The sequence below is a fragment of the Coprococcus eutactus genome, from assembly GCF_001404675.1.
Taxonomy (GTDB): Bacteria; Bacillota; Clostridia; order Lachnospirales; family Lachnospiraceae; genus Coprococcus; species Coprococcus aceti.
Genome location: NZ_CYXU01000001.1, coordinates 343020 through 369056, shown reverse-complemented (window position 1 = coordinate 369056; position 26037 = coordinate 343020). Strand labels below are relative to the sequence as shown.

17 protein-coding genes are annotated in these 26037 nt (G+C 45.2%); all 17 read right to left on the bottom strand.

Translation table 11 applies throughout. The annotated features are described in order from the left end of the window. Window positions 1–76: 76 nt before the first annotated feature. Window positions 77–1156 (bottom strand): DNA-processing protein DprA, encoded by a 1080-nt coding sequence (gene dprA / locus ARA78_RS01605; RefSeq protein ID WP_055279883.1) that lies wholly within the window; start codon window positions 1154–1156, stop codon window positions 77–79. A gap of 1 nt (window position 1157) precedes the next feature. Beyond that, window positions 1158–2690, bottom strand: coding sequence for a YifB family Mg chelatase-like AAA ATPase (locus ARA78_RS01600; RefSeq protein WP_055279882.1), 1533 nt, complete (start codon window positions 2688–2690; stop codon window positions 1158–1160). 120 nt (window positions 2691–2810) lie between these two features. Next, complete coding sequence (locus ARA78_RS01595; RefSeq protein WP_055279881.1) at window positions 2811–3701, bottom strand: ABC transporter permease; 891 nt, start codon at window positions 3699–3701, stop codon at window positions 2811–2813. After that, on the bottom strand, window positions 3679–4644 hold the full coding sequence (locus tag ARA78_RS01590; RefSeq protein WP_022216089.1) for an ABC transporter ATP-binding protein: 966 nt from the start codon (window positions 4642–4644) through the stop codon (window positions 3679–3681). Before ARA78_RS01590 ends, ARA78_RS01595 begins: the two co-directional genes overlap by 23 nt. Continuing rightward, complete coding sequence (locus ARA78_RS01585) at window positions 4644–6953, bottom strand: hypothetical protein (protein WP_055279880.1); 2310 nt, start codon at window positions 6951–6953, stop codon at window positions 4644–4646. Before ARA78_RS01585 ends, ARA78_RS01590 begins: the two co-directional genes overlap by 1 nt. A 180-nt stretch (window positions 6954–7133) precedes the next feature. After that, window positions 7134–8093, bottom strand: coding sequence for a GTP-binding protein (locus tag ARA78_RS01580; protein ID WP_015533531.1), 960 nt, complete (start codon window positions 8091–8093; stop codon window positions 7134–7136). Between the two features lie 31 nt (window positions 8094–8124). Next, window positions 8125–9252: a CobW family GTP-binding protein gene (locus tag ARA78_RS01575; protein ID WP_055223953.1), complete on the bottom strand. Its 1128-nt coding sequence runs from the start codon at window positions 9250–9252 to the stop codon at window positions 8125–8127. A gap of 139 nt (window positions 9253–9391) precedes the next feature. Beyond that, on the bottom strand, window positions 9392–10300 hold the full coding sequence (locus ARA78_RS01570; RefSeq protein WP_015533533.1) for a mechanosensitive ion channel family protein: 909 nt from the start codon (window positions 10298–10300) through the stop codon (window positions 9392–9394). 15 nt (window positions 10301–10315) lie between these two features. After that, a complete protein-coding gene (locus ARA78_RS01565) occupies window positions 10316–12199 on the bottom strand; it encodes a GlgB N-terminal domain-containing protein (protein ID WP_022216085.1) in 1884 nt (627 codons plus the stop codon). Between the two features lie 19 nt (window positions 12200–12218). Next, complete coding sequence (locus tag ARA78_RS01560) at window positions 12219–13454, bottom strand: DUF1015 domain-containing protein (RefSeq protein WP_055279879.1); 1236 nt, start codon at window positions 13452–13454, stop codon at window positions 12219–12221. A gap of 41 nt (window positions 13455–13495) precedes the next feature. Next, a complete protein-coding gene (locus ARA78_RS01555; protein WP_015533536.1) occupies window positions 13496–14062 on the bottom strand; it encodes an AAA family ATPase in 567 nt (188 codons plus the stop codon). A 192-nt stretch (window positions 14063–14254) separates the two neighbouring features. Beyond that, complete coding sequence (locus ARA78_RS01550) at window positions 14255–18514, bottom strand: Ig-like domain-containing protein (RefSeq protein WP_055279878.1); 4260 nt, start codon at window positions 18512–18514, stop codon at window positions 14255–14257. 221 nt (window positions 18515–18735) lie between these two features. Beyond that, complete coding sequence (gene asd / locus ARA78_RS01545; protein WP_055279877.1) at window positions 18736–19827, bottom strand: aspartate-semialdehyde dehydrogenase; 1092 nt, start codon at window positions 19825–19827, stop codon at window positions 18736–18738. A gap of 26 nt (window positions 19828–19853) precedes the next feature. Beyond that, the gene (locus ARA78_RS01540; protein ID WP_015533538.1) at window positions 19854–21020 is read right to left on the bottom strand and encodes a phosphoglycerate dehydrogenase; all 1167 of its coding nucleotides are present in this window, start codon (window positions 21018–21020) and stop codon (window positions 19854–19856) included. Between the two features lie 30 nt (window positions 21021–21050). Further along, window positions 21051–22133, bottom strand: a complete 1083-nt coding sequence (serC, locus tag ARA78_RS01535; protein WP_015533539.1) for a 3-phosphoserine/phosphohydroxythreonine transaminase — start codon at window positions 22131–22133, stop codon at window positions 21051–21053. A gap of 517 nt (window positions 22134–22650) precedes the next feature. Beyond that, a complete protein-coding gene (ilvB, locus tag ARA78_RS01530; protein ID WP_055279876.1) occupies window positions 22651–24324 on the bottom strand; it encodes a biosynthetic-type acetolactate synthase large subunit in 1674 nt (557 codons plus the stop codon). Between the two features lie 33 nt (window positions 24325–24357). Beyond that, a complete protein-coding gene (gene ilvD, locus ARA78_RS01525) occupies window positions 24358–26028 on the bottom strand; it encodes a dihydroxy-acid dehydratase (protein ID WP_015533540.1) in 1671 nt (556 codons plus the stop codon). Window positions 26029–26037: the final 9 nt, after the last annotated feature.

Here is a 26037-nt window from a genome sequence, read left to right as displayed (position 1 = left end):
GCTATCTGTCCTTTCTGTAGGTTTCCTGTAATTCTTATCATCCCAGAGCATCTTCCGGCAGTGTTCATTTTCATGGTCAGGCTCTGACATAATAATTTCTTACCAACTGTTTTATTAATCTTTTCTGTTCTAATTCATACAATATCTGAGTCACCTCAGACACTGAAATCCCAGTCTCGAAGCATATATCATCTATATGCCTTGATTCCAAACGTACACAACTATACACTTTTTTCTCTGCAGGCGCAAGTAAATTTTTGTTAAACGCCTTTGATTCAGCTCGGTTTATGCCCATTTCATCAAGTATATCCTCCACCTGTGTGACACACACCGCCCCCATTCTGATAAGTCCGTTACAGCCTCTGCTGCCCGAATCCGTGATCCTCCCGGGAACAGCATACACTTCCCGCCCCTGCTCCAGCGCCTGGTCCGCAGTGATCAGAGAACCGCTTTTTTCCCTCGCCTCAACGATGAGCACACCGGACGAAAGTCCACTGATTATCCTGTTCCTGTACGGGAATCTGAAAGCATCCGGTCTTATGTCAAGCCCACATTCCGACAGCACTACTCCGCCGCCATTTCTTATGTCGTGATATATATCATAGTTCTCCCTCGGATACGGAACATTTATACCACTTCCGAGCACAGCCACAGTCTTTCCTCCGGCCTTCATGGCAGCTCTGTGCGCAGCGCCATCTATTCCCAGTGCCATTCCACTGACTATAGTAACCCCTGATGCTGCAAGCTCCCCCGACAGCCTGTCGGCAGCTTCCCTTCCGTACACAGAGGCCTTTCTTGCCCCTACCACCGCAACCGCAGGGTCCAGATCCGCCAGCACATCCACATCCCCTGCTGCAAACAGAAGCATTGGGGGATCCGGTATATCATACAGCTTCCCGGGATACAGCTTATGTCCCGGATAAATATATGTAATGTCATTTCTTCGAAGCTCCTCTGCATATGCCGCAACTTTCCCGGCATCCCTGTGTTCAAGGAATCCGTCAGCCTGAGCCTGTGTGAGTTCATCCCGAAGCTGTTCCTCAGAAGTGTTCCACAGTCCTCTTATACCTCCGTATTTCATGGCAACGTTCATCTTCACAGTGTGAGTCATCCTGCTTATCATCCCAAACCAGAGATAAAGTAATTCCTCCGTCATGTCACACACCTCCCTGAATGTCCGCATTTCTGAAGAACACCGCTTCTCTCAGGTGTTTTATCCCGACCTCAGGATCTCCATCGAGATCCGCAATAGTCCTGGCTATCTTGAGTACCCTGTATGCTCCTCTCGCAGTCATATCCATATCGGCAAAACAGTCCTCCATGAAATTCTTTGCCTCGCCGTCAAGCACTACATATTTACTGCATAATGCCGAATCCATCTGGGAATTGAACCGTATATTTTCACCGCTGAACCTTTCACTCTGTATCCTCTGGGCTCTCAGCACACTCTCCCTCATTTCTGCTGAATTCTTCCCTGTCCGGCCACCAAATAACTGTCTGCAGTCCACCTTCCTAACATCCACATTTATATCTATCCTGTCAAGCAGAGGCTTGCTTATCCTGGCATTATAATTCCTGATCTGCCTGACCGTGCATGTACACCTGTTCATATCCGGGTACTGTCCGCAGGGGCATGGATTTCTCGCCGCAACCAGCATGAAGTCCGCAGGAAATCTGTATATTCCACCAAGCCTTGATATACTGACCTCACCGTCCTCAAGGGGCTGTCTCATGACCTCGAGCACGTTCCGGTTAAACTCCGGCAGCTCATCGAGAAACAGCACACCACCGTGTGCAAGACTTATCTCTCCTGGTCTCGGATTATGCCCGCCGCCGGACAGGGCATGCAGGGATATCGTATGATGAGGTGCCCGGAATGGACGGCGGTTTATTATATGACAGGATTCATCCAGAAGCCCCGCCACACTGTACACCTTCGTTATCTCTATACTCTCCTCAAGGCTGAGTCTCGGAAGTATCGTCGGGATACGTCTGGCTATCATGGATTTGCCTGCCCCGGCGGGGCCTGTCATGAGTATGTTGTGCATTCCCGCCGCGGCTATCTCCACTCCACGTTTAAGGGATTCATGCCCCATTACCTCAGAGAAATCCACTTCAGCTTCATCCCCTGACGTATCCAGCATGGCTTCTACATCAACATATTCAGGCTCTATGGTCTGTATACCACTCAAGTGATCGACCAGCTCTCCTATACTTGTGACCGGTATAACAGTCATCCCACGTATAATGGCGGCCTCCCTGGAATTTCCCGCCGGCACTATACAGCTCCTCACACCTTCGCTGTACGCAGAGTGAACTATGGACAGCACACCGCTCACCGTATTCACATGTCCGTCAAGCCCCAGCTCTCCAAGGATAAGTATGTTCTTTATATTGTCTGTTGGAATAACGCCCATGGACGCCAGCATACCCGCTGCGATGGGCAGATCGAAGGCAGTGCCTTCCTTTCTGATATCCGCCGGAAAGAGATTGATCGTTATTCTCTTCGGAGGAATGTTGAAACCGGAATTGCGCAGTGCAGTCCGGACCCGTTCTCCTGCTTCCTTCACGCAGGAGGACAGGTATCCGACCATATTCATAACGGGAAGCCCATCGTGTATATCCGTCTCCACTGATATGAGCGTCCCGTCGATTCCCTGTACAAGTCCACTTAATACTTTACTATACATAAGCAAGTGCTCCTTCCTGCTCTGCCGAGCAGCCTCTCCATCGGAGCACATATTACACTAAAAAGGATATCCCATAATCAAACACAAGTCAAACTCCATTTTGTATACCTGTTTGGAATATCATATCCTTGACTTTTCCCTTTTTCTACTGCCCTTAACCAGCTTCACCGAAGCCACCTTAAGCAGCACAAATGATGCTGCAAGATTCACACACACTGAGATCACGGCCATATGATCCACCACGAAATTCGTGTATTTACCGTATCCCGTCATGGTTTCCACCACAGATTCATCCTTGAGCAATCTGATGAAATTTTCTGCTATCCATATGGCAGGATTGACTGCATAGCACACTGCCTTTCCCATCATATAAGCAGCATAACTGCTTCTTGAACCGTCCGACATATACATCATGGATTCAAAAACTTCTCCTATCGCATATGATAAAAACACAACAGCCGCTATAGTCACTATGGTTGATATGGCCGCCGACACAGAAGTTCTCTTCACGCAGGAGTAAAATATTCCGATACTACCAACGTATATATCTATAAAGAGAACCATTCCAAGGTATTTGAACAGTTCGTCCCAGCCCATTCCTCCAACTATGAATGCAACCGCCATAAACGGAAGAGTTGCTATGACATACATTGCCGTGGTGGCAACTGCCGACAAGAGCTTTCCGGCAACTATCGATATAGGTCTTACCGGAGTCGTCAGCATGATCTCAAGCGTCTGTCTCTCCCTCTCACCGGATATCGAGGTGGATGTGATTATCGGAACTATGAGTCCTATTATGCACAGCTCACACACCGCAAGCACAGGAAACATCTGTGCAATATTTGAATAATATACCTGATATGCTGAGCCTCTGCTCGTCATGAAGAGCATTCCGACAACCAGCGCAAACAGGCAGTTGATGACTGTTATCGTCACGACCATTCTGGCACTTCTCGCATTTACCAGAATATCCTTCTTCAATATGGGATTAATAATTGTTCTTCGCGCCACGATTCTCACCTCCCGTAATCTTAAGGAACAGGGATTCCAGATCTTCCTTCTCCCTGAAAAACTGATGAACGTGCACACCGTTGTCCACAAGACTTCTGAGAAGCTCGGCGTCAGACTCCCTCGTGCCTGAATAATAGACAAGAATTTCTCCATCTTGTATACTTATGCGATCCACATTGAATCTTTCCTTCACAATGACAGATATCCTGTTGGCTGAGGCCTCCGCATCAAGTCCCAACATATATCCCTTTATCCTTACAGGAGGCATGTTCTTATCACCATTTACAATCTCATCCACGCTTCCGCTGGCCACTATCTTTCCGTGGTCTATGACACCTATACTCGTACACATCTCTGAAAGCTCCGGCAAAATATGCGAGCTTATCACGATGGTCTTGCCCATCTCCTTCAGATCACGCAGTATATTCTTCATATCATGTCTTGACCTTGGATCCAGACCCGAACTCGGCTCATCGAGCACCAGAAGCTCGGGATCATGTATGAGCGCTCTTGCTACACAGAGTCTCTGCTTCATACCTCTTGAAAGGCTGTCGACGAACTCGTCCTTTTTATCCTGAAGGGCGACAAGCTCCAGATATTTATCTGCGACCTTCTCCACTTCCCGCTTGCTCATGCCGTACATGGAGCCATAAAAATCCATGTACTCCATGACCTTCAGATTGTCGTACACACCGAAAAAGTCAGGAACATATCCTATCTTCCGTTTCACATCCGCAGGTCTGCCAAGTGCGTCTACACCGTCTATGGTGACCTTTCCCGATGTGGCTTTAAGGAGTCCGCACATGATCCTCATGGTTGTCGTCTTACCGGCACCATTTGGTCCGACAAATCCGAATATCTCGCCCTTATCAATATGAAGGTTCATATGATCGAGCGCAACAAACTTTCCATATCTCTTGGTGAGTTCTTCTATATCAACCATTACCGGACACCTCCCCTCGCACTGATATGTGGAAGGTAACTGTCCACATAATAATCTCCCTGCTGAGGAGATATAAATCTCATAGCCAGGCATCCGTCCGACATATATTTGTCAAGTTCCTGCCCCTTTATGATCGTCTGTCCATCGGCAAATACCGTGTCATATTCGCCGGTCTCTCTGTTGAGCATCTGCACTACGACCTTGTTCTTGCCGCTTCCCGCCTGGGTCTTATCGTATATCAGTTCCGTTATATCATCATTCTTGCCAAATCTGATGTTAACGTCCACGGTTTCAGAATACATCAACAGATCGTCATCACCATAATCTGATCCGCCGATTCCATTCTCATCCCTGTCATAAATGCTGTAATAATAAACTCCATCCACATCCTCATATTTAAGGGTATCTATGTCGTATACCATATAGCTGCCATAATTTTCCGTATCGGCATCACTCATCATATCCGGATCCCGCTGTATGGTTCCCCACACAGCCACAACGCCGTCATCTGCAGCGAGTCTACTGTACTGGGCAAGCCGGAGCTGCATGTAATAATTTCTGGACCATTCCGCCGACGATTCATCATCTCCGAAATAATCCTCACCATACTTCTTCGTGTAATATGATCTCATTCCGTCAAGTATGGAGCCGCCGTCAAATTTGTGGGTATTCTTCCTGCTTATCCGTATGGTATCTCCCGCTCTCAGGACATCAGCAACATAATAATATCCCTCGGACATGACCACAAGATTCTCCACATCGTACGAGGTGTCATTTGTCAATGTTCCCTCAAAGCCATCTGTATATAATGTCAAATTCTTCCGAATTCTTCCAATATCGTTGCTTCCAGCAAAGCTTGCATTAGCTGATATAGTGCCAAATGAACGATTGCTGTAATAATTCAGTGTAACGCCATCTTTTCCATCATTTTTTACCGCATTGAGATTGTCATAAAAGCTGGATTCCATGGAATCATCCATCTCGATGTTGGAATATTTGCTGTTGATGTCTATCTTGTATTGGCCTGATCTGCCGCCTATTATATATGAATATGCATCCTCCCGCTTGGTATCACCGCTTATATCCGCAGCCACAAATGTAAGTCCGATAGGCTTTGTAACTCTGTACTTGAGGCTTACCATATATATGGCACCTGTACCGATAATTGCACATACCGGGATAACTCCCCATATGAGCTCCTTCTTTTTGAGCCTGCTGAGGACGATGTACGCCACAGGACCACACACAATGATATATATGATCAGCACGAGCATAATGACAACAGGTGACGGGGTGCTTCTCTTGTTGGCTGCATTTGCCACATCATATCCATAATATGTGCCACCATAATACCAGCCTCCATCGATCCAGTTCTGTGTCATATCCGTAAAGCCTGCCTCCAGAGCAGCCTGCGCCTGGGCAGTCTTATCCTTCTCATCCGTCTGTGCAAGCGAATACGGGAGCACCACGATCCTGCCATATCCCATATTCAGATAGTACCCATCTGAGCCGTCCAGCTCATGTACCTTCTGTGTGTCATTCACAGCGGAGACAAAATCGCCGTCAAAGCTGCTGAGTTCATTTTCATCTGACGACTTGGCCAGTATCATAGCTCCACCACTGTACACCCATTGTTTTATGGCAGCACTCTGCTTCTCTAACAATCCCGACAGATCATAATCATCCACCAACAGGTACTCTATAGCCTCCAGTCCCTCCTCGGACTCAGGAATGTCTGAGGGTGATAATGCAACAGTCTCTACCTTTGCATTATCATACACATTGTCCATGGAGACATCCTCTATATAAGACATGGCATCCTGTCTATCACTCATCACGCCCACCGCAACTACCATATCATTGCCCTCTATACTCAGTGAATCCCGCTCTGAGTACACCAGCTCTCCGTCACTGTCCTTGATCTCAACCTTTGCTATACCGGAGCCCATATTATCGACACAGAATTCCAGCTCTGTATTTTCTCCTGCCTTTAATTCCACATCTCTGGCATATGTCATATTCTTCGTGCCAAAGCCTTCGGAATAGCTCGTCTGTACAGACACATTTCCCGCAAAATCTGTGTCGCACACAATATCCAGCCTGATAACACTGCCTCTGTCATTTACCGCATATCCATTGAGTCCATACTTTAGCTGTATATCAAAATCAGGGTTATTTTCAATTATCCTCTGTTCAACCCGTCCATATGCACTATCTGTGTTCGTTTCCGCCATAGCTGGACAGATCATACCTCCAAGCAGCATAAGTGCAACCGCACCGCCACACGCAAGTTTCGCCGATCTGATCATAAGTCTTTCCTTCCAATTTGACTTTATTTTTTACACTAAACTTATAATAAATTCTGCCGGTAAATAACGCAACTTACACTTTCGTAAGGACACGTCAAAGCTCTTCCGGCATTCCCCGTCCGCGCAAAAAAAGCTCCCCGGATACATCAAATATCATGTATTCAGGGAGCTGCTCAACTCTTAACTGAAATATACTACCTCTTCATCAGGTGCACTTGTGAGTGTGACCTTCTCTGCTGTGAGAACAGGTCCTTCACCTTCAAAATCTGGGTAATACTCGTAGCCTATCTTGGCTGTGACATCAACCCACTGTCTGTCCACAAGATTCTTAGCACCCTGATAATAGCACTTGAATCCGACAAACTGGATATCCTCAACACAACATGTCATGGCGAATCTTCCAGGAACAAATGCATTGCTGCCGTACTGCTTTGGTCTAAATACCATGGCCTTGAAGTGGATCTTCTTGCCGTCGTATCTCTCTTTCATGTCAGATGCATCCACATACCAGATACCGAAATCGTCATCCGGCAGTTCTATCACATCTGCGCTCACATCGTATGGCAGATCCTCAGGTTCATTTGTCTCAGGTGCAATGGAGCCATCTTTCATCTCAAAGATGATCTGCGCTCTTCTGTTCACCGCCTTGATGGATCTTCTCCACTCAGGGATCTTGGAATTCTCATCACATCTGTTGAAGATGACCATGTCCGCACTGTTGAACTGCTCAACCATGGTTGCCTTCATGTTCTGTGAGTACACATCGTATGTCTCCGCATTCACAAATGAGATAACCTGGACAACCGTCCATCCCTTTGGAACCCTTATCTCAAATATCTTATCGAGCTTCCACATACCATTGTACTCGATCATGACCTGTTCCGGATTGTATTTGTCCTGAAGGTCAAGGAGATGGTCTGTGGTGAGCTGATCTTCCTCTATGAACTCTGTATATATATTAGCCTTCTTCAGAGCCTCAAGATCATACTCCTCCTCTCCGTCCTCACAGACGAGAAGAAGTGTCTTGGCTCCACCTGTAAAGCCTCTGTCCATCAGGGTCTCCTTGGCAAATGTTGTCTTACCGCTCTCAAGGAATCCCATGAACACATATACAGGTATCTCTTTATTCTGACGTCCCATCATATTAACTCCTTATCATAGAACAACCTGCTTAAACCTCGAACAGTTCTGCAAGGTCGTCCTCCTTAAGCTTGCTTCCTATTACGCAAAGCTTACCAGTGATGTCAGCCTTGCCCTTTCTGACCTCAAACTCGCCTGGTACAAGATCAAAGTACAGCCACTCACCTGCATCGCTAGGTACGATACCCTTTGCTCTGAGGATAACACCGTACTTCTCTGTGTCAGCCAGAGTGTCAAGGATCTCTCTGAGTTTGTCCTCATTGTACTTGTGTGGTGTCTCCTTGCCCCAGCTTGTAAATACCTCATCTGCATGATGATGGTGGTGATCATGGTCATGGCAGCCACATGTACACTCATCGCCATGGTCGTGATCATGATGATGATCGTGGTCATCGTGGTCGTGGTGATGCTCGTGCTCATCGTGGTCGTGATGATGCTCATGGTCGTCATCATGGTCGTGATGATGGTCATGGTCGTGACAGCCACATGTGCACTCATCGCCGTGGTCGTGGTCATGATCATGTCCCTTCTTAGCCTCATCCATCATTGTCTCCTCAAGAGACTTGTAGTTCTGCATAGCCTCTCTGATGGCTGCTCCATCGATCTCATCCCATGGAGTTGTAATGATGGTTGCATGATCGTTCTTCTCTCTGATCATGGCTACAGCCTTCTCTATCTTGTCCTGTGTAGTAGTCTGTGTTCTGCTCAAGATGATAGTGTTAGCACTTTCGATCTGGTTGTTGAAGAACTCGCCAAAGTTCTTCATATAAATCTTAACCTTTGACACATCGGCAACTGTTGTGTAGCTGTCGAGCTCTACATCAAGATCTCCTGATACATCCTTTACTGCCTTGATAACGTCAGACAGCTTGCCAACTCCTGATGGCTCAATGATGATCCTGTCAGGTGTGTAATCTGTGATAACCTGCTTAAGTGCAGTACCGAAATCTCCGACCAGTGAACAACAGATACAACCTGAGTTCATCTCTGTGATCTGAACGCCGGCATCCTTCAGGAAACCGCCATCGATTCCTATCTCACCAAACTCGTTCTCTATGAGAACCAGCTTCTCTCCCTTAAATGCCTGCTCAATAAGTTTCTTGATCAACGTTGTCTTGCCAGCTCCAAGGAAGCCTGAGATAATATCAATCTTTGTCATATCAATCACTCCTTAAACAAATTTATATTAAGACCATGTATACTAAATACACGGTCTTTGATATCTACATCCACATGATTATACTCGATTGCTTTTATTTTTGCAAGAAATCAGACATCATATGTGGATTATTGAGTATTTATTTCATGTGTACATCCATCTGATTAAATGGAATCTCTATGTCATTCTCGTCAAATGCCTTTTTCAGCTTCCACATGGCATCCCACTTGGCATCAAAGAACTTCTCTATCGTCGCATAGAACTTCACATACATATTGATCCCACTGTCTGCAAATTCATCTATATAGAACAGAATCTGCTCATCCGGAAGATAACCATCCACATCCTTAATGGTCTCAATGGTAACCCTCTTGACCTTCTCCATATCAGAATCATACGCAACAGAAAATGGTATATCCACCCTCCTCATATCATGCTCTGTCACATTCACAAGGGATGTGTTGGATATGTTGCCATTCGGTATGACGACTGATTTGTTGTCGAAAGTTATCAGCCTTGTATAGAATATGTCTATGGACACGACTGTTCCTTCGCAGTGGGTATTGTTCTCCACAATATAGTCACCGACCCTGAATGGTTTTAATATGAGAATCAACAAGCCGCCCGCAAGATTCGACAGACTTCCCTGAAGTGCAAGTCCGAGGGTAACCCCCGCTGTGCCTAGTATAGTTATAAATGAAGTGATCTGAAATCCCACAATGCTCGCCGCAGTGAGCACGATCAACACATTCAGAACAATCTTGACCGCAGATATGAAAAAACCAGCAACGCTTGGATCCAACTTTGACCTCTCAAAACTCTTCCTGAGTATCCTGAGCAGCAACTTCACCAGCTTGAAGCAGACGACCATGAATATGACAGCCACAACTATACTGCCAAGCTTGGACATACACCAGTCTGTAAGCTTCTGGATATACTGCCCTACGATACTTACCTGATCCGTGGCCTCCTTCACCGCATCCCCGACCACACTCTCTGTGGTCGCAGTATCAGCCGCCATGTTATACAGATCACCAATCAATAGCATAAATGTCTATTCCTCCTATTTTACATGGGCAAACACTGCAAATGACAGTGCAGGAGCACTCACTTCTATCACGCCATCCGCAGCAGTCTCATATCCTTTGTTATTGTTGCCCTCGCCTCCGTATTTCAGGTTATCACTTGAGAAGATCTCTCTGTACTTTCCATCCGTCTCAACCGGAAGCTTATATCCTGTCACATTTTTAAGTCCGAAGTTGCAGACAATATACACATCATCTGCGACATCCAAACCATGTCTTACAAATGATATTACCTGTCCCTTCTCCTGTATATCAAGTGCACTGCCGGCAAGGTCCCTGCCATCACCGCACAGAGCATTCTTTGTATCGTATAATTTGTTGAGTTCCTTTATATATTTCTGAAAATAGCTGTTTGCATCGAACTCAAGAACCGACCAGTCGATCTGGGTTCTTCCGTCAAACCCGGCAAATCCGCCTAATTCCTGTCCCATAAACGTCAGCTTTCTTCCCGGTAGTGACATGGTGAGACCAAACAGAAGTCTGAGATCAGCATACTTGTCCTCATAGCCACCCGACATCTTGGATGCGTAACTTCCACGCTCATATGCAACCTCATCATGGCTGAGCGCCCATACGGTATCATCATTCTCGTCAAATGGTATACCACATGTATAATCCGTAAAGCTTCCTCTGTTCACTGGAGGTATCATCATGAAATCTGTCACTCTGGACACAGCCTCATTATTCCACCTGAGATCTGTCATGACAGCATCGCCTGCAGTGCCGAGGGTTGTTCTCAATGCTCTGATAAGTTCCTCGTCCTCCAGCCTTACTCCGTCCAGATGATATGTGTCTATCCAATATGCGATGCAATCCACATCCCTCACAGATACCATATCCATGATAACGCCTATTCCCTTGCTGTGGAAATGGTCGACCATAGCCATGAACTCCGTAGGTGTTCCAAATCTCGATGTCGGAGCGAACATTCCCACGGTATCATAGCCCCAGCCATTGTCATCTCTATATTCCATAAGTGGCATAAACTGTATGTAGTTGTATCCCATATTCTTCACGTACATGGCAGCCTCTTTGCCAAATTCGAGATAGTTAAGAGGATATCCATCTGAGTTTCTCTTCCATGTCGGCATGTGGACCTCATATATATTTACCGGGGCAGATACACTGCCTCTCTTCTTCATATATGAAGAGTCTAACCAGCTATACTCAAGCTTTGCAAGTACCGATGCATTTCCCGGTGCCACCTCATACACCTCAGCGTAAGGGTCTGCAAATATATCTGTATTTCCATCTCTGTATAATGCCTCGAATTTGTATCTGGTATTCATGAGATCGCCCGGAATGAACAGCTCAAACATATCAGTGTAGTCAATCCTTCTCATAGGATTCACGCGTCCATCCCATCCGTTGAAATCTCCGACCACACTGACCCTGGTTGCCCCCGGCATATTCATGCAGAACGATACACCCTGTACACCATCGAGCGTGATCTGTCTTGCTCCAAACAGATCCTTTACATGGAAATCCGACAATATTCCATCGTCTCCATTTACCACCTTCATGACATTGACCGGATCCACGCTGTATCCGAATGAATACGGATCATAGAATTCAGCCGCCTGCTCGCCTTCTGTTATGAGCTTATATGCAAATGCCCCGCTATCCTCGATCTTCACTGTAAAAAATCCCTGTGAACCTATCTCGGTCATAGGATATTTAAATATCGGCTCGCCCGTTTCTTCATTTATCCTGAGAACAAACGCAGCCGTAGCCCTCGGAAGGTATGCATTTACATAGCAGTCATTAAGACACTGGTGCATACCAAGAATATGATGAGGGTTGCCATGCGTACCCCTTGTTATCGCTGCAACCTCATCTGATTTCAATACAAATATCTCCATAAAACCCCTTCTCCTAATGTTAGTCTATCTTGTGTATAAATATTCCGCTTCTGAGCTTTGGCTCAAACCACGTTGACTTTGGAGGCATGAGAAGTCCCGCATCTGCAATGTCGAACAGTTCAGTGATGGATGTCGGATACATCGAGAATGCAACCGCCATTCCTCCATCCACCAGACGCTCAAGCTCTGCAAGTCCTCTGATTCCACCTACGAACATGATCCTCTGATCGGTTCTCGGATCCTGTATTCCAAGTATCGGTGCAAGCACATTGTCCTGAAGTACCGATACGTCAAGTCTGCCCACGACATCATCCGGAACAATACCTTCTCTGACATCCAGTCTGTACCAGCTTCCATCCATGTACATTCCCACCTGTCCTTTGACCTGTGGTTCCACCGGAACATCACTGGCTGTCACATCAAATATCTTTGAAACCTCATCCATGAATTCCTGCTTGTCATGTCCGTTGAGATCCTTTACCACTCTGTTGTACGGCATGATCATAAGCTGGTCATGAGGGAAAAGTACAGAGAGGAAATAATTGAATTCCTCATCCCCGGTATATCCCGGATTCTTCTCTCTCATATGGATTCCCGCCTTGACGGCCGATGCCGCCCTGTGGTGTCCATCCGCTATATAGATATCGTCCACTCCTTCAAATGCAGCTCTGATGGTGTCTATATCTTCCTGGCCATCTATTATCCATACGTTGTGAGTGATCCCGTCAGGTGATGTGAAGCCGTACAACTTATCACCCTTCTTCACTCTATCGATGATCTCGTCAACCTTATCTATCGCTCTGTACGCAAGGAATATAGGTCCCGTCTGCGCTCCGCATGCCTCGACATGCTTTATTCTGTCTATCTCCTTGTCCTCTCTGGTATTCTCATGCTTCTTGATGACTCCATTCATATAGTCATCTATAGAAGGACATGCCACGAGTCCTGTCTGATGCCTGCCATCCATGATAAGCTCATAAATATAATAGACTGGTCTGCGCTCCATGATATATGTTCCATCATCTATCATGCCCTGAAGCAGCTGACCAGCCTTATCATATACACATGGAGCATATGTATCCACATCTGGTCCAAAGGATGTCTCTGCTCTGTCCACTTTCAAAAATGATAATGGTTCGCGCTTGACCTCTATCTCTGCTTCCTGACGGTTATACACATCGTATGGCAAGGCAGCTACTCTGCCTGCAACATCTGGTCTCGGTCTATAGGCTCTAAAACTTCTGATTGTTGCCATATTCTCTACTCCTGTCATAAATATTTTATTGTATGTGCCAATTAACCTCTCACAGCCTTGACAACCTTTTTGATCGAATCCTCATATTCCTCCTCTGATGAGTTCTCGAATATGAAGAGATCCTTGATGTTTGTAGGCGGATTGAAGTTCTGGCTGTTGATGTACTCATCCCAGTGCTCAAGCTTCCATGTATCTCTGTCTGAAGCTCTCTTGATCATTCTCTCATGACATACATCTTTTCTTGTATTTACCCAGATAACGAAGAGCTCTGCATCTTTCTCTGCAAGCTTAGCGCGAAGATTGTCAAGATACTCATCATCTCTGATCTCCTCTGTGAACGGAGCATTGATGAGAACTGTATCATTGTAATCCAATGCCTCAAATGCAAGATCCAACACACAGTAATACTCGTAATCTCTGATCTCCTTCTGGAAGAAGTCTGATGAACGGTTGTACTCCTGTCCGGCAACTACAAATATCTGCTTTGAAAGCACGATAAGTGTATCCTTGTCAAGGTATACACAATTGTGAAGTGCCTTTGCAACCTGCTTTGAAATAAATGTCTTTCCACATGCTGGTGGTGATGTAACTAAAATAAGCTTCTTCATATCTATAAATGCCTCCATGTAAATGAAATCAATTTTTCTAATAGTTTATCACAATTGCTATTTGCTTACAACATTTTTTAACGTTAAATAAAAATAAAGAACAGCAAAGAACAATATACGTAAAAAACCGTCAGACCTGTTTTGCAGGCCTGACGATTAAGATCATATATTCCAACTATATGTTGTTATATTTTATTTTACTATGATTGTACACTTTGCGTACTTACCACTGCCATCCTTAGCCTTACATTTAATTACCGCACGCCCCTTCTTCTTACCTACTACTGTTCCTCTTGTTGTTACAGTGGCGATCTTCTTATTTGAAGAAACCCAGGTAACTGCCTTGTTGTTTGCAGTTGCAGGACCTACTGTTGCCCTGAGTGTTATCTTTCCCTTTCTCTTTATGGTTGCTGTCTTCTTGTTTAACTTGATTGAAGAAACCATAATAACTGAATTGATTGTACACTTGGCAGTAATATTGCTTCCGTCCTTTGATTTACATGTGATAACTGCCGAACCCTTTCCAACAGCCTTGACAACTCCTGTTGACGAAACTGTTGCAACCTTGGTGTTCGATGATGACCATGTAACCGCCTTATTGTTTGCCGCTGCAGGACCTACAGTTGCCTTGAGTGTGAATGTCGCACCCTTCTTGATAGTCTTGTTTGTTGCATTGAGCTTGATGGATGTTACAGGCTGTGAAACCGTAACAGTACACTTTGCAAGCTTGCCGCTTCCATCCTTAGCCTTACATGTGATAACTGCTGTTCCCTTTGATACTGCTGTGATAGTACCATTGTTTACAGTTGCTACCTTGCTGTTAGAAGTTGTCCACTCAACATTTCTGTTATTTGCGTTAGCAGGAGCTACAGTCGATGTTATTCTGCCCTGTTTACCCACAAACAGATTCAGTTTTGTCTGATTAAGTTTTATTCCTGTAACCGGCTGGTTAACTGTAAGTCTGAGAGCTGCCTTGGCCTTTCTTCCTTCAATGCCTTCGACAGCCTCGCATGTGATTGTCGCTGTACCTCGGGATTTTGCTGTTACCTCTCCATTCTGATCTACAGATGCTACTGCTTCACTCGAGCTTGTCCACTTCAGCTCTGTTTTTGAAGCATTCTCCGGATTGAGAGTCACATTCGGGGTAAACTTATCACCTACATTCACAGTCTTAGTGCTCTCACCCAATACTATTGATGATATCTGCTGGACTACTGTAACTTCACATGTTTTTGATACTCCACTGCCATCTCTAGCTGTACATGTTATGTTTGTTGTTCCGGCTTTAACACCTGTTATTGTTCCGTTTGATACTGTTGCAACACCCGGATCACTTGACTGCCATATAACATTTCTGTCATTTGCATCTTCTGGAAGTACGGTCTGCTTAACAGTTCCTCGTTCACCCACATACAGAGTGAGCTTCTCCTTGTCAAGTGTTATAGCACTTACATACTTCTTTACTGTAAGAGTGAATGATGTTGTTTTCTCACTTCCATCAACTGCTGTAGCTGTGATAACTGTGGTTCCTCTGTCGAGGGCTGTTATCAAACCATCCTTGTCAATGCTTGCAACACTCTCGTCTGATGATGCCCAGATGACTTCCTGATTCGATGCAGTTGCAGGGGATGCAGTGCTTGTTACCTGCAGTGTATCACCAGCATATATTGTTGTCTTGTCTCTGTTTATTCTAAGGCTTGTAACTCTCTGCTTTACTGTAATGTTGCAATCCACATACTCATCATCTGAAATTGAAAATCTGATAACAGCAGTTCCTGCTGATCTGGCAGTAACTGTAGCCTTTGTCTTATCTGTTGAACTATATGACACCGAAGCAACGTTTGTATCTGACGATGTCCACTTCAAATTCTTGTAAATACTTGCATCATCCGCATCGATAACAGCCTCAAGTGATACTGTTCTGCTTTCCGTATCTGCTCCGAGCAACAATTCTGCACTGTTCATATTGAGAGTCAAACCTTTTACAGGAGGCTGTACAGTCACATGACACTTGCCGTACACCTGCTCAGTATCAACAGATGTACATATGATATCAGCTTCTCCCGGATTGACAGCCTTCACATTTCCCTCGGCATCGACCGTAGCAATGCTCTCATTTGATGATGACCATACAACGCTCTGCTCCACTGCAGTATTTGGAGAAATCGTAGCAACGAGATTACTGCTTCCACCTGCAATGATCGTCATTCTAGACTGTGAAAGTGTCACGCTGTTTACTCTCTGTTCAACATTTACCTGAATTACTGTCTCTACATCAGGATTATCAGTTGATGTAAAATGAAGGAATGCGATTCCTGCACCTCTTGTTGTTATAGTCTTACTTGATGTATTAAACGACAAAACCTTATTGTTTTCTTTGCCATACGCATCAGTCACCTTACAAGTGAATCCTGATATCTCTTTGGACGCAAGACCATCCTCGGTAACACACTTTACATCCAGCTTCTTAGAGCCATTTCTTGGATATGTTCCACAGTCCATGTTGATGACTGCGCCATTCTCGTATGTTATCTGGTTGCCTGCATCATCCTTCTCGTTCTGATCTACAAGATAAAGTCCGGTAACAGGCTTGTGACACTCCATATTCACATATCCTATAGCACGATCATTCAGCAGAATGTTAATCTGAGCTGTTCCCGCCGAAACACAGGTCAGTTCTCCTGTCTCCCTGTCTATCTGTGCAACTCTTTCATTTGACGAACTCCATGTTATGTTCTTGTGTGGATTCTTTTCGTCATCCGTAGCTGTAAGTGTAGTCGTATCACCAACTCTGAAGCTGAGTGTAGAACTGTCTGACTTTACAACATTTCCATCAGTTGTATACCATACTGTGACCTTGAGCGGGTTAAGAATGTTGAGTGTGAACTTGACCTTCCCCATTCCTGCTCCTGTATAGTAATTGTATGTAATCTTCTCCGCATCCGGCTCCGCTGTAAATATATATCCATCAAGCTGTCCTCCAGTCACGGATGACGCCTCATTGCTGGCATCTATGCCCTGTATTCCTGCGTATCCTGTAGTATTCCTGTTTCGTTTATGAATTTCAACCCCATTATCATCCGTTAAAGGCTTGCCGTTGTTATCTACAGCAACAGGAAGTTCATAGTCATACCACGCCTTATGCAAACCATAGACTTTTGAAAAATCGCTAAAATCATAATCATAGTTCGTAGTATCAAGTGTTATATCCCTGCTATTCCCACTGCAACTGAACACACCATCATCGCCATAAAGTTTAGGACACACTGATATATCTATGGCCACAAGATTGTTGTTGTCAATCTCAAGTTCTTTAAGGTCAGGATGACCATCAAGCTTTATACCCTGGATATTATTGTCTGAAATATAAAGCTTCTCCAATAAACTGTTTGATGCTATATCAAGCTCTGCAAGAGAATTTGATGATGCGTCAAGATTAACCAGATTGGTGAGAGTAGATACATCAAGCTTATTTATGCCAGTATCCTTGACATAAAGCTCTCTAAGTGCTGTATTCGCAGTAAAATCCACCGCACCCAGAACATTGCTGCTGACATCAAGGTAGCTAAGACTTGTGTTCTTTGACACATCTATTGATGTAAGTCTCGTGTTAGAACAATCAAGTGTTGTAAGCGCCGGGGTATTGTCTATGTTCAGCTCAGCCACATAGCTATTTGAACAATCAAGCGAACCAAGGACTATATCACCGGATACGTCAAGCTTGGTAATTGACGAACGAACAACAACTCCACTGTCGCTCTTTGCTCCAGCACAATAAAGATTCTTAAGCTTCTCATGACCTGACACATCAAGGACAGGCAGTGAACGCATGCTGTCACAATAAAGTGTTGTAAGCTCCATGTTTGAGCCAAGATCAAGTGTTGATATGGTGGTTCCACTTACGCCAAGCACCTTAAGCCCCTTCATATTGCTGACATCTATCGATGAAAGGTTTGTTGAATTGGCATTGAGCAGTACAAGATTATTGTAATCAGCCAGAGATGTAAGGCTTGTGATCTTGTTTCCACTTATATCAAGATATGTAAGTTTCTCTGCACTTACCGGCAATGTCAGACTGTCTATTCTGTTACTTGAGACATCTATATATTCAAGATTCTCAAGATTCTCTATATCAAGATTCCTTATAGACTGCTCATTACAATCCAGCTTTGACAGATTGGTGAACAATTCTACGCCATTCAAACTTGATATAGCAGGAGAACACTTCGAAACATCTATAGATGTTACATTCGAGATCTCCGCATCTGACAGATAACCATTACTGTCTGTATCGAAATTACTCGACACATAGCTTCTAAACGACGAATCCGTAAACGTGTCAGCTATGGATACGCCATCATCCGCTGCATAAACCGGGCCAACACTGGCCAGTGACTGGACAATCATCGCTGCACTCACAGCCGCTGCCAGCCATCTCTTCCCTTTTCTCATAAAATACCTCCCTTAGTAATTCATGGTTTATTTACAATTAATCTAATTTTAGTATACCTGTTTGTGCAATGTCAACATAATGTTATCAATAATACTGCATAATATAACGCCATGCAAAACAAAAAAATTGCCGGAACATGCTCATTTCATAGCAGCAACATTATCCCGGCAAATCTTTATGATATTGTTAGCACAGACACTTCAAATATCCATATAATTTATTACTTCTTTGTGATATATCCCTTAGCCTTCAGAAGCTCTGCACAGAGAACTGCACCACCTGCAGCACCTCTTACAGTGTTGTGTGAAAGGCCAACGAACTTCCAGTCATATACTGAATCCTCACGGAGACGTCCAACGCTGATACCCATACCTTTCTCGAAGTCAACGTCCAGAGCAACCTGTGGTCTGTTGTCCTCCTCAAGGTACTGGATAAACTGCTTTGGTGCACTTGGAAGACCAAGCTCCTGAGGCGCGCCCTTGAAGCTTGTCATAGCCTCGATAAGCTGCTCCTTTGTAGGGTTCTTTCTGAACTTTACGAATACAGTTGCTGTATGTCCGTTGAGAACTGGGACTCTGATACACTGGCTTGTGATAGTGATTCCCTCTGCAGGAACGATCACACCATTCTCCTTGTCTACCTTACCCCAGATTCTGAGTGGCTCCTTCTCTGACTTCTCTTCCTCACCACCGATATATGGGATGATGTTGCCAAGCATCTCAGGCCAATCCTTGAATGTCTTGCCTGCTCCTGAAATTGCCTGATATGTGCTCACGATCACCTCGTATGGCTCAAATGGCATCCATGCTGTAAGTACAGGTGCGTAACTCTGGATAGAGCAGTTAGGCTTAACTGCAACAAATCCTCTCTCTGTTCCAAGTCTCTTCTTCTGGAACTTGATAACCTCTGCATGATCTGCATTGATCTCTGGAACCATCATAGGAACGTCTGGAGTCCATCTGTGAGCTGAGTTGTTTGAAACTACAGGAGTCTCTGTCTTGGCATAAGCCTCCTCTATAGCTTTGATCTCATCCTTTGTCATATCTACTGCTGAGAATACAAAATCAACTGTGGCAGCAACCTTCTCTACCTCATTGACATTGTATACTACAAGCTTCTTAACTGCCTCTGGCATCGGTGTATCCATCTTCCATCTGTCACCAACTGCCTCTTCGTATGTCTTGCCTGCGCTTCTTGGGCTGGCTGCAACTGTAACGACCTCGAACCAAGGATGGTTCTCAAGAAGTGAGATAAATCTCTGACCTACCATACCTGTTGCGCCAAGGATACCTACCTTTAACTTGTCACTCATTTTTCTTCTCTCCTATTTATCTTTTATTACTTTATGACTCTTACCTTAACAACTCCCTCGATTGCTGAGAGTTCTGCGATGTCGTCTGCTGTTGGCTCTACACCGATATCAAGGATAGAATATGCGTAATCGCCCTTTGCCTTGCTGATCATTCCTGATACATTGCCGCCCTTCTTGGAGAATACTCCTGTGAACTGGGTGAGCATGTTAGGGATGTTCTTGTGGCAGATAGTAACTCTGGCTACATCACTGCACTGTCCCATGTTTACGTTTGGATAGTTTACAGAGTTCTTGATGTTTCCATCGTTGATGTATGCCTTGATCTCCTTACAAGCCATAACTGCACAATTGTCCTCTGACTCTGCTGTTGAAGCTCCAAGATGTGGGAATGCTACCACGTTCTTGTAACCTGCTATAGCTGGGTTAGGGAAGTCTGTCATATACTTTGCAACCTTGCCTGAGTCGAGTGCTGCCTTCATATCCTCATCGTTGACCAGTACGTCTCTTGCGAAGTTGAGGATCTTCACGCCGTCCTTCATCAGTGCAAATGCATCTGCATTGATCATTCCCTTTGTGCTGTCAAGAGCTGGAACATGAACTGTTATATAATCACAGTCTCTGTAGATATCCTCTACATTTGTGATGTGCTTTACATCCTTTGAAAGTCCCCATGCTGCATCTACTGACACATATGGATCATATCCGTATACCTGCATGCCGAGCTTAAGTGCAACATTTGCAACCTTTGCTCCAATGGCACCAAGTCCGATTACACCGAGCTTCTTGCCAAGGATCTCATTGCCTGCGTAGTTCTTCTTCTGCTTCTCCACCATCTTGGCGATATCTGCCTCAGCGGCATTGTCCTTGACCCAGTTGTAACCGCCAACGAGGTCTCTTGAAGCCATGAGGAGTGCTGCTACTACAAGCTCCTTAACACCATTTGCATTTGCTCCTGGTGTGTTAAATACTACGATACCCTTCTCAGCGCACTTATCAAGTGGAATGTTGTTGACACCTGCACCTGCACGGGCTACTGCCAGAAGGTTGTCTGACAGCTCAAGATCATGCATGGATGCACTTCTGACCAGAACTGCATCTGCATCTGCGAAATTGTCTGTTACTTCATATGTATCAGGTAAAAGCTCCATACCGCACTTGGCGATAGGGTTTAAGCAATTAATCTTTACTGACATGTCTTTTTCTCCCTTTTCTGTTACTATATATTACTTGTTCTCTGCCTCGAACTTCTTCATGAACTCTACAAGCTTCTCAACACCCTCGATAGGCATTGCGTTGTAGATAGATGCTCTCATACCACCTACTGTTCTGTGCCCCTTGAGGTTGACAAATCCAGCCTCTGTAGCCTCCTTGACGAACTTTGCATCAAGGTCTGCGTCACCAGTTACAAATGGTACGTTCATGAGTGAACGGTCTTCCTTTACTACAGTTCCCTTGAAGAGCTCTGAGCTGTCGAGGAAATCATAGAGGATCTTGGCCTTCTTCTCGTTGTGAGCCTTCATAGCCTCAAGGCCGCCCATCTCCTTAACCCACTTGAATACCTTGCCACAGATATAGATGCCGTAGCATGGAGGTGTGTTGTAGAGTGAGTCTGCATCTGCCTGAGTCTTGTACTTGAGCATGGTTGGTGTAAATGGCATTACGTCATCTCTGATAAGATCCTCACGGATGATAGCCACTACTACGCCTGCAGGACCAACGTTCTTCTGAACTCCGAAGTAGATCATACCGTAATCCTCAACATTTACAGGCTGTGAGAGAATGTCTGATGACATATCTGCAACAAGTATCTTGCCCTTTGTGTTAGGAAGTGTGTGGTATGTTGTTCCATATATAGTATTGTTATGACAAATGTATACATAATCAGCATCGTCATCTATTGGAAGATCTGAACAATCTGGGATATATGAGAAAGTCTTGTCTGCTGATGATGCAACTGCAACTGCCTTTCCATATTTCTTTGCTTCTTCGTATGCTTTCTTTGCCCACTGACCTGTGATGATGTAGTCAGCTACGCCATTCTTCATGAGATTCATTGGAATTGCTGCGAACTGCTGTGAAGCTCCTCCCTGAAGGAAAAGCACCTTGTAGTTGTCAGGTATGTTCATGAGATCTCTGAGATCCTTCTCTGCCTCTTTGATGATATTGTCGAAGGCTTTAGATCGATGGCTCATCTCCATTACGCTCATGCCTGTTCCCTTGTAATCAAGCATTTCTTCTGCTGCCTCTTTTAATACCACCTCAGGAAGAACTGAAGGGCCTGCTGAAAAGTTGTACACTCTTGCCATTTTTGTTATCTCTCCTTCTTTTTAGTTGTGACGATGATTTTTCCTTCCTGACGAACAGATTGTCAATGCTTGTATTCCTTTCTGGGGACGCTCTCGCTCGTTTCGGTCTGCAGCGGTACTAAGGCTCACTTTGTATCGCCAAGTACCGGCGACCTCAAATGCCCCGCGAAAGGAATACAGCAATTTCCAATCTTGTTCTTCGCTCAAGACGAAATCATCTGTTTATGACCTAATAAAATGTGTGCGAGATATTTTACTTAACAAAAATGTCCTTCGTTCCCATTTATATGAAAATTCTGACTTATCTTTGTTCTTTTGGTGTATCTCGCTTGCGATTAACAAGTTATTTTTACTAAATTCTTATATTATCAAGTAAAACAACTTTATTATCGCTTATATCCCTGTACTATAGCACTCTTTTCGCCTGTCGGCAAGTAGGGATTATATATATAAGCACCATATCTATGTTTTGTACGCGCACAAATATGGTGCCTTTCCGAGCTTATATTGACATATATTACATATCGTCCTCTGAGAAACAGGTATCGATGGCTGCTCCCGGAGCTACCATTGGCCATACCTTGTCGTCTCCCGCTATTGTTACATCTATTACCACAGGTCTGCCTGCTGTCAGGGCTGTCTTCATTGCTGCCTCGAACTCATCAAGGGTGTTGGCTCTGATTCCCATGGCACCAAGTCCCTCTGCTACCTTGACGAAATCTACCGAATCGTCAAGCACGGTGTTGGAATATCTGTGGTCATAGAACAGTGTCTGCCACTGTCTTACCATTCCAAGTACGTGGTTGTTCAGGACTACCTGGATGATAGGCACGTTGTATCTCGCAGCTGTCGCTATCTCGTTCAGATTCATTCTGAAGCATCCGTCACCGGCTATGTTGATGACTGTCTTATCAGGTCTGCCGTACTTTGCTCCGATAGCTGCGCCAACACCGTAACCCATGGTTCCAAGTCCGCCTGATGACAGGAATGTCCTAGGCTCCTTGAATATATAGTTCTGGGCTGCCCACATCTGATGCTGTCCGACATCTGTTGTGATGATCGCATCACCATCTGTAAGCTCGTAGATTTTCTTGATAGCTGCAGGTCCGTTCAGTGTGTCAAAGCTGTACACGTCAGGATTCTGCTTCTTGAGGTCTTCGATCTCAGACATCCATGTCTTGTTGGACTGGGCGGCAAGCTTGCTGTTGAGGAGCTTCAGGACCTCCTTTGCGTCGCCGACTATGCTGGCATTTGTAGGGATGTTCTTGTCTATCTCGGCTGCATCTATATCTATATGTATGATCTTTGCATTTGGCGCGAACTTGGATGCATTTCCGATAACTCGGTCTGAGAATCTGGCACCAACAACGATCACAAGATCTGCCCTTGACACACCGAGGTTGGACACCTTTGTTCCGTGCATACCGATCATGCCTGTATATCTCTCGCTTCTTCCGTCAAATGCGCCCTTGCCCATAAGTGTATCGCACACTGGTGCATCCACCTTATCTGCAAATTCTGCAAGCTCTGCTGATGCGTCAGAGATGATACATCCGCCACCTGCCATGATAAATGGTCTTCTTGAAACCTTGATCATCTCAAGGACTTTGTTCACATCCTCCTCGCGGATGGTGTCTGTCTTTCTCTCGATGACCTCCGGTGTCTCTGGTATATACTCTGTCTCCGCTGCGGTTACATCCTTTGTTATATCCACAAGCACCGGGCCAGGTCTGCCGCTCTTTGCGATCTTGAACGCACGTCTGATGGTCGGTGCAAGATCATCTATGTGCTTCACGATAAAGCTGTGCTTGGTGATAGGCATAACAACACCTGCAATGTCTACCTCCTGGAAGCTGTCCTTACCGAGCATATTTACACCTACATTTGCTGTTATTGCCACAACAGGAATGGAATCCATGTATGCTGTAGCTATACCTGTTACAAGGTTGGTGGCACCCGGACCTGATGTGGCCATACATACTCCGACCTTGCCTGTAGCTCTGGCATATCCATCTGCCGCATGGGCAGCCCCCTGCTCATGTGATGTGAGCACATGGTTGATCTCATCCTGGTGCTTGTAGAGGGCATCATATACGTTGAGGATAGTTCCTCCCGGATAACCGAACACGGTGTCAACGCCCTGTTCTTTAAGGCACTCTATAACAATTTCAGAACCTGATATCTTTGACATCTTACTTTCTCCTTTTCCCTTAATTGTGATCAATTAATTCTTTGGCACCTCAAGAACAGCACCTCTGTTGCCTGATGTAACCATAGCTGCGTATCTTGCAAGATAGCCTGTTGTAACCTTTGGCTGTCTTGGCTTCCATGCAGCCTTTCTCTTTGCAAGCTCCTCGTCTGAGACATCGAGCTTGATGCTGAGGTTGTTGATATCGATCTCGATCATATCGCCTTCCTCAACAAGAGCGATAGGTCCGCCCACAGCAGCTTCAGGTGATACATGTCCGATGGACGCTCCACGGCTTGCTCCTGAGAATCTTCCGTCTGTGATAAGGGCAACTGATGAGCCAAGTCCCATACCAGCGATGGCTGATGTAGGGTTGAGCATCTCTCTCATACCAGGGCCTCCCTTTGGTCCCTCGTATCTGATGACTACCACGTCACCCTCTACGATCTTGCCGCCCTTGATAGCTGCGATTGCGTCCTCCTCACAGTCAAATACCCTTGCAGGGCCCTTGTGAGCCAGCATCTCAGGCACAACTGCTGAACGCTTTACTACAGAGCCGTCTGGTGCAAGGTTACCCTTGAGTACAGCCAGACCACCTGTAACTGTATATGGATTGTCCATAGGTCTGATGACCTCAGGATTCTTGTTTACACTATTGGCAACAGCCTCACCTATTGTCTTGCCTGTAACTGTCATGCAGTCCTTGTTGATGAGTCCTGCATCTGCAAGCTGCTTGATAACCGCATACACACCACCGGCCTCATTGAGATCCTCCATGTATGTGTGACCTGCAGGAGCAAGGTGACACAGGTTAGGTGTCTTTGCGCTGATCTCATTTGCAAATGAGATATCAAAGTCGAAACCGATCTCATGTGCGATGGCTGGAAGGTGGAGCATAGAGTTGGTTGAACATCCAAGTGCCATATCAACTGTAAGAGCGTTGATGATTGACTCCTTTGTGATGATGTCTCTAGGCTTGATGCCCTTTCTGTACATATCCATAACTGCCATTCCTGCATGCTTTGCAAGCTTAAGTCTCTCTGAATATACTGCAGGGATTGTTCCATTTCCAGGAAGTCCCATTCCAAGAGCCTCTGTCAGACAGTTCATAGAGTTTGCTGTGTACATACCTGAACATGATCCGCATGTAGGACATGTCTTGCACTCATACTCGTATACATCCTCCTCAGTCATGGTTCCGGCTGCGTATGAACCTACAGCCTCGAACATACTTGAAAGACTTGTCTTATTTCCCTTTACGTGTCCGGCAAGCATAGGACCGCCAGATACAAATACTGTTGGGACATTTACTCTGGCTGCTGCCATGAGAAGTCCTGGAACGTTCTTGTCACAGTTGGGGATCATGACGAGCGCGTCAAACTGATGTGCTATAGCCATAGCCTCTGTTGAGTCTGCGATCAGATCTCTTGTAACCAGTGAATACTTCATTCCGATGTGTCCCATTGCTATACCATCACACACAGCGATCGCCGGGAACATAACAGGTGTGCCACCTGCCATGGCAACTCCCATCTTTACTGCCTGTGCTATCTTGTCCAGGTTCATGTGACCTGGAACTATCTCATTGTATGAACATACGATACCTACTAAAGGTCTCTCCATCTCTTCCTTTGTCATGCCCAGTGCGTTGAACAGAGATCTGTGTGGTGCCTGCTGCATTCCAACCCTAACATTATCACTCTTCATCTTATTCTC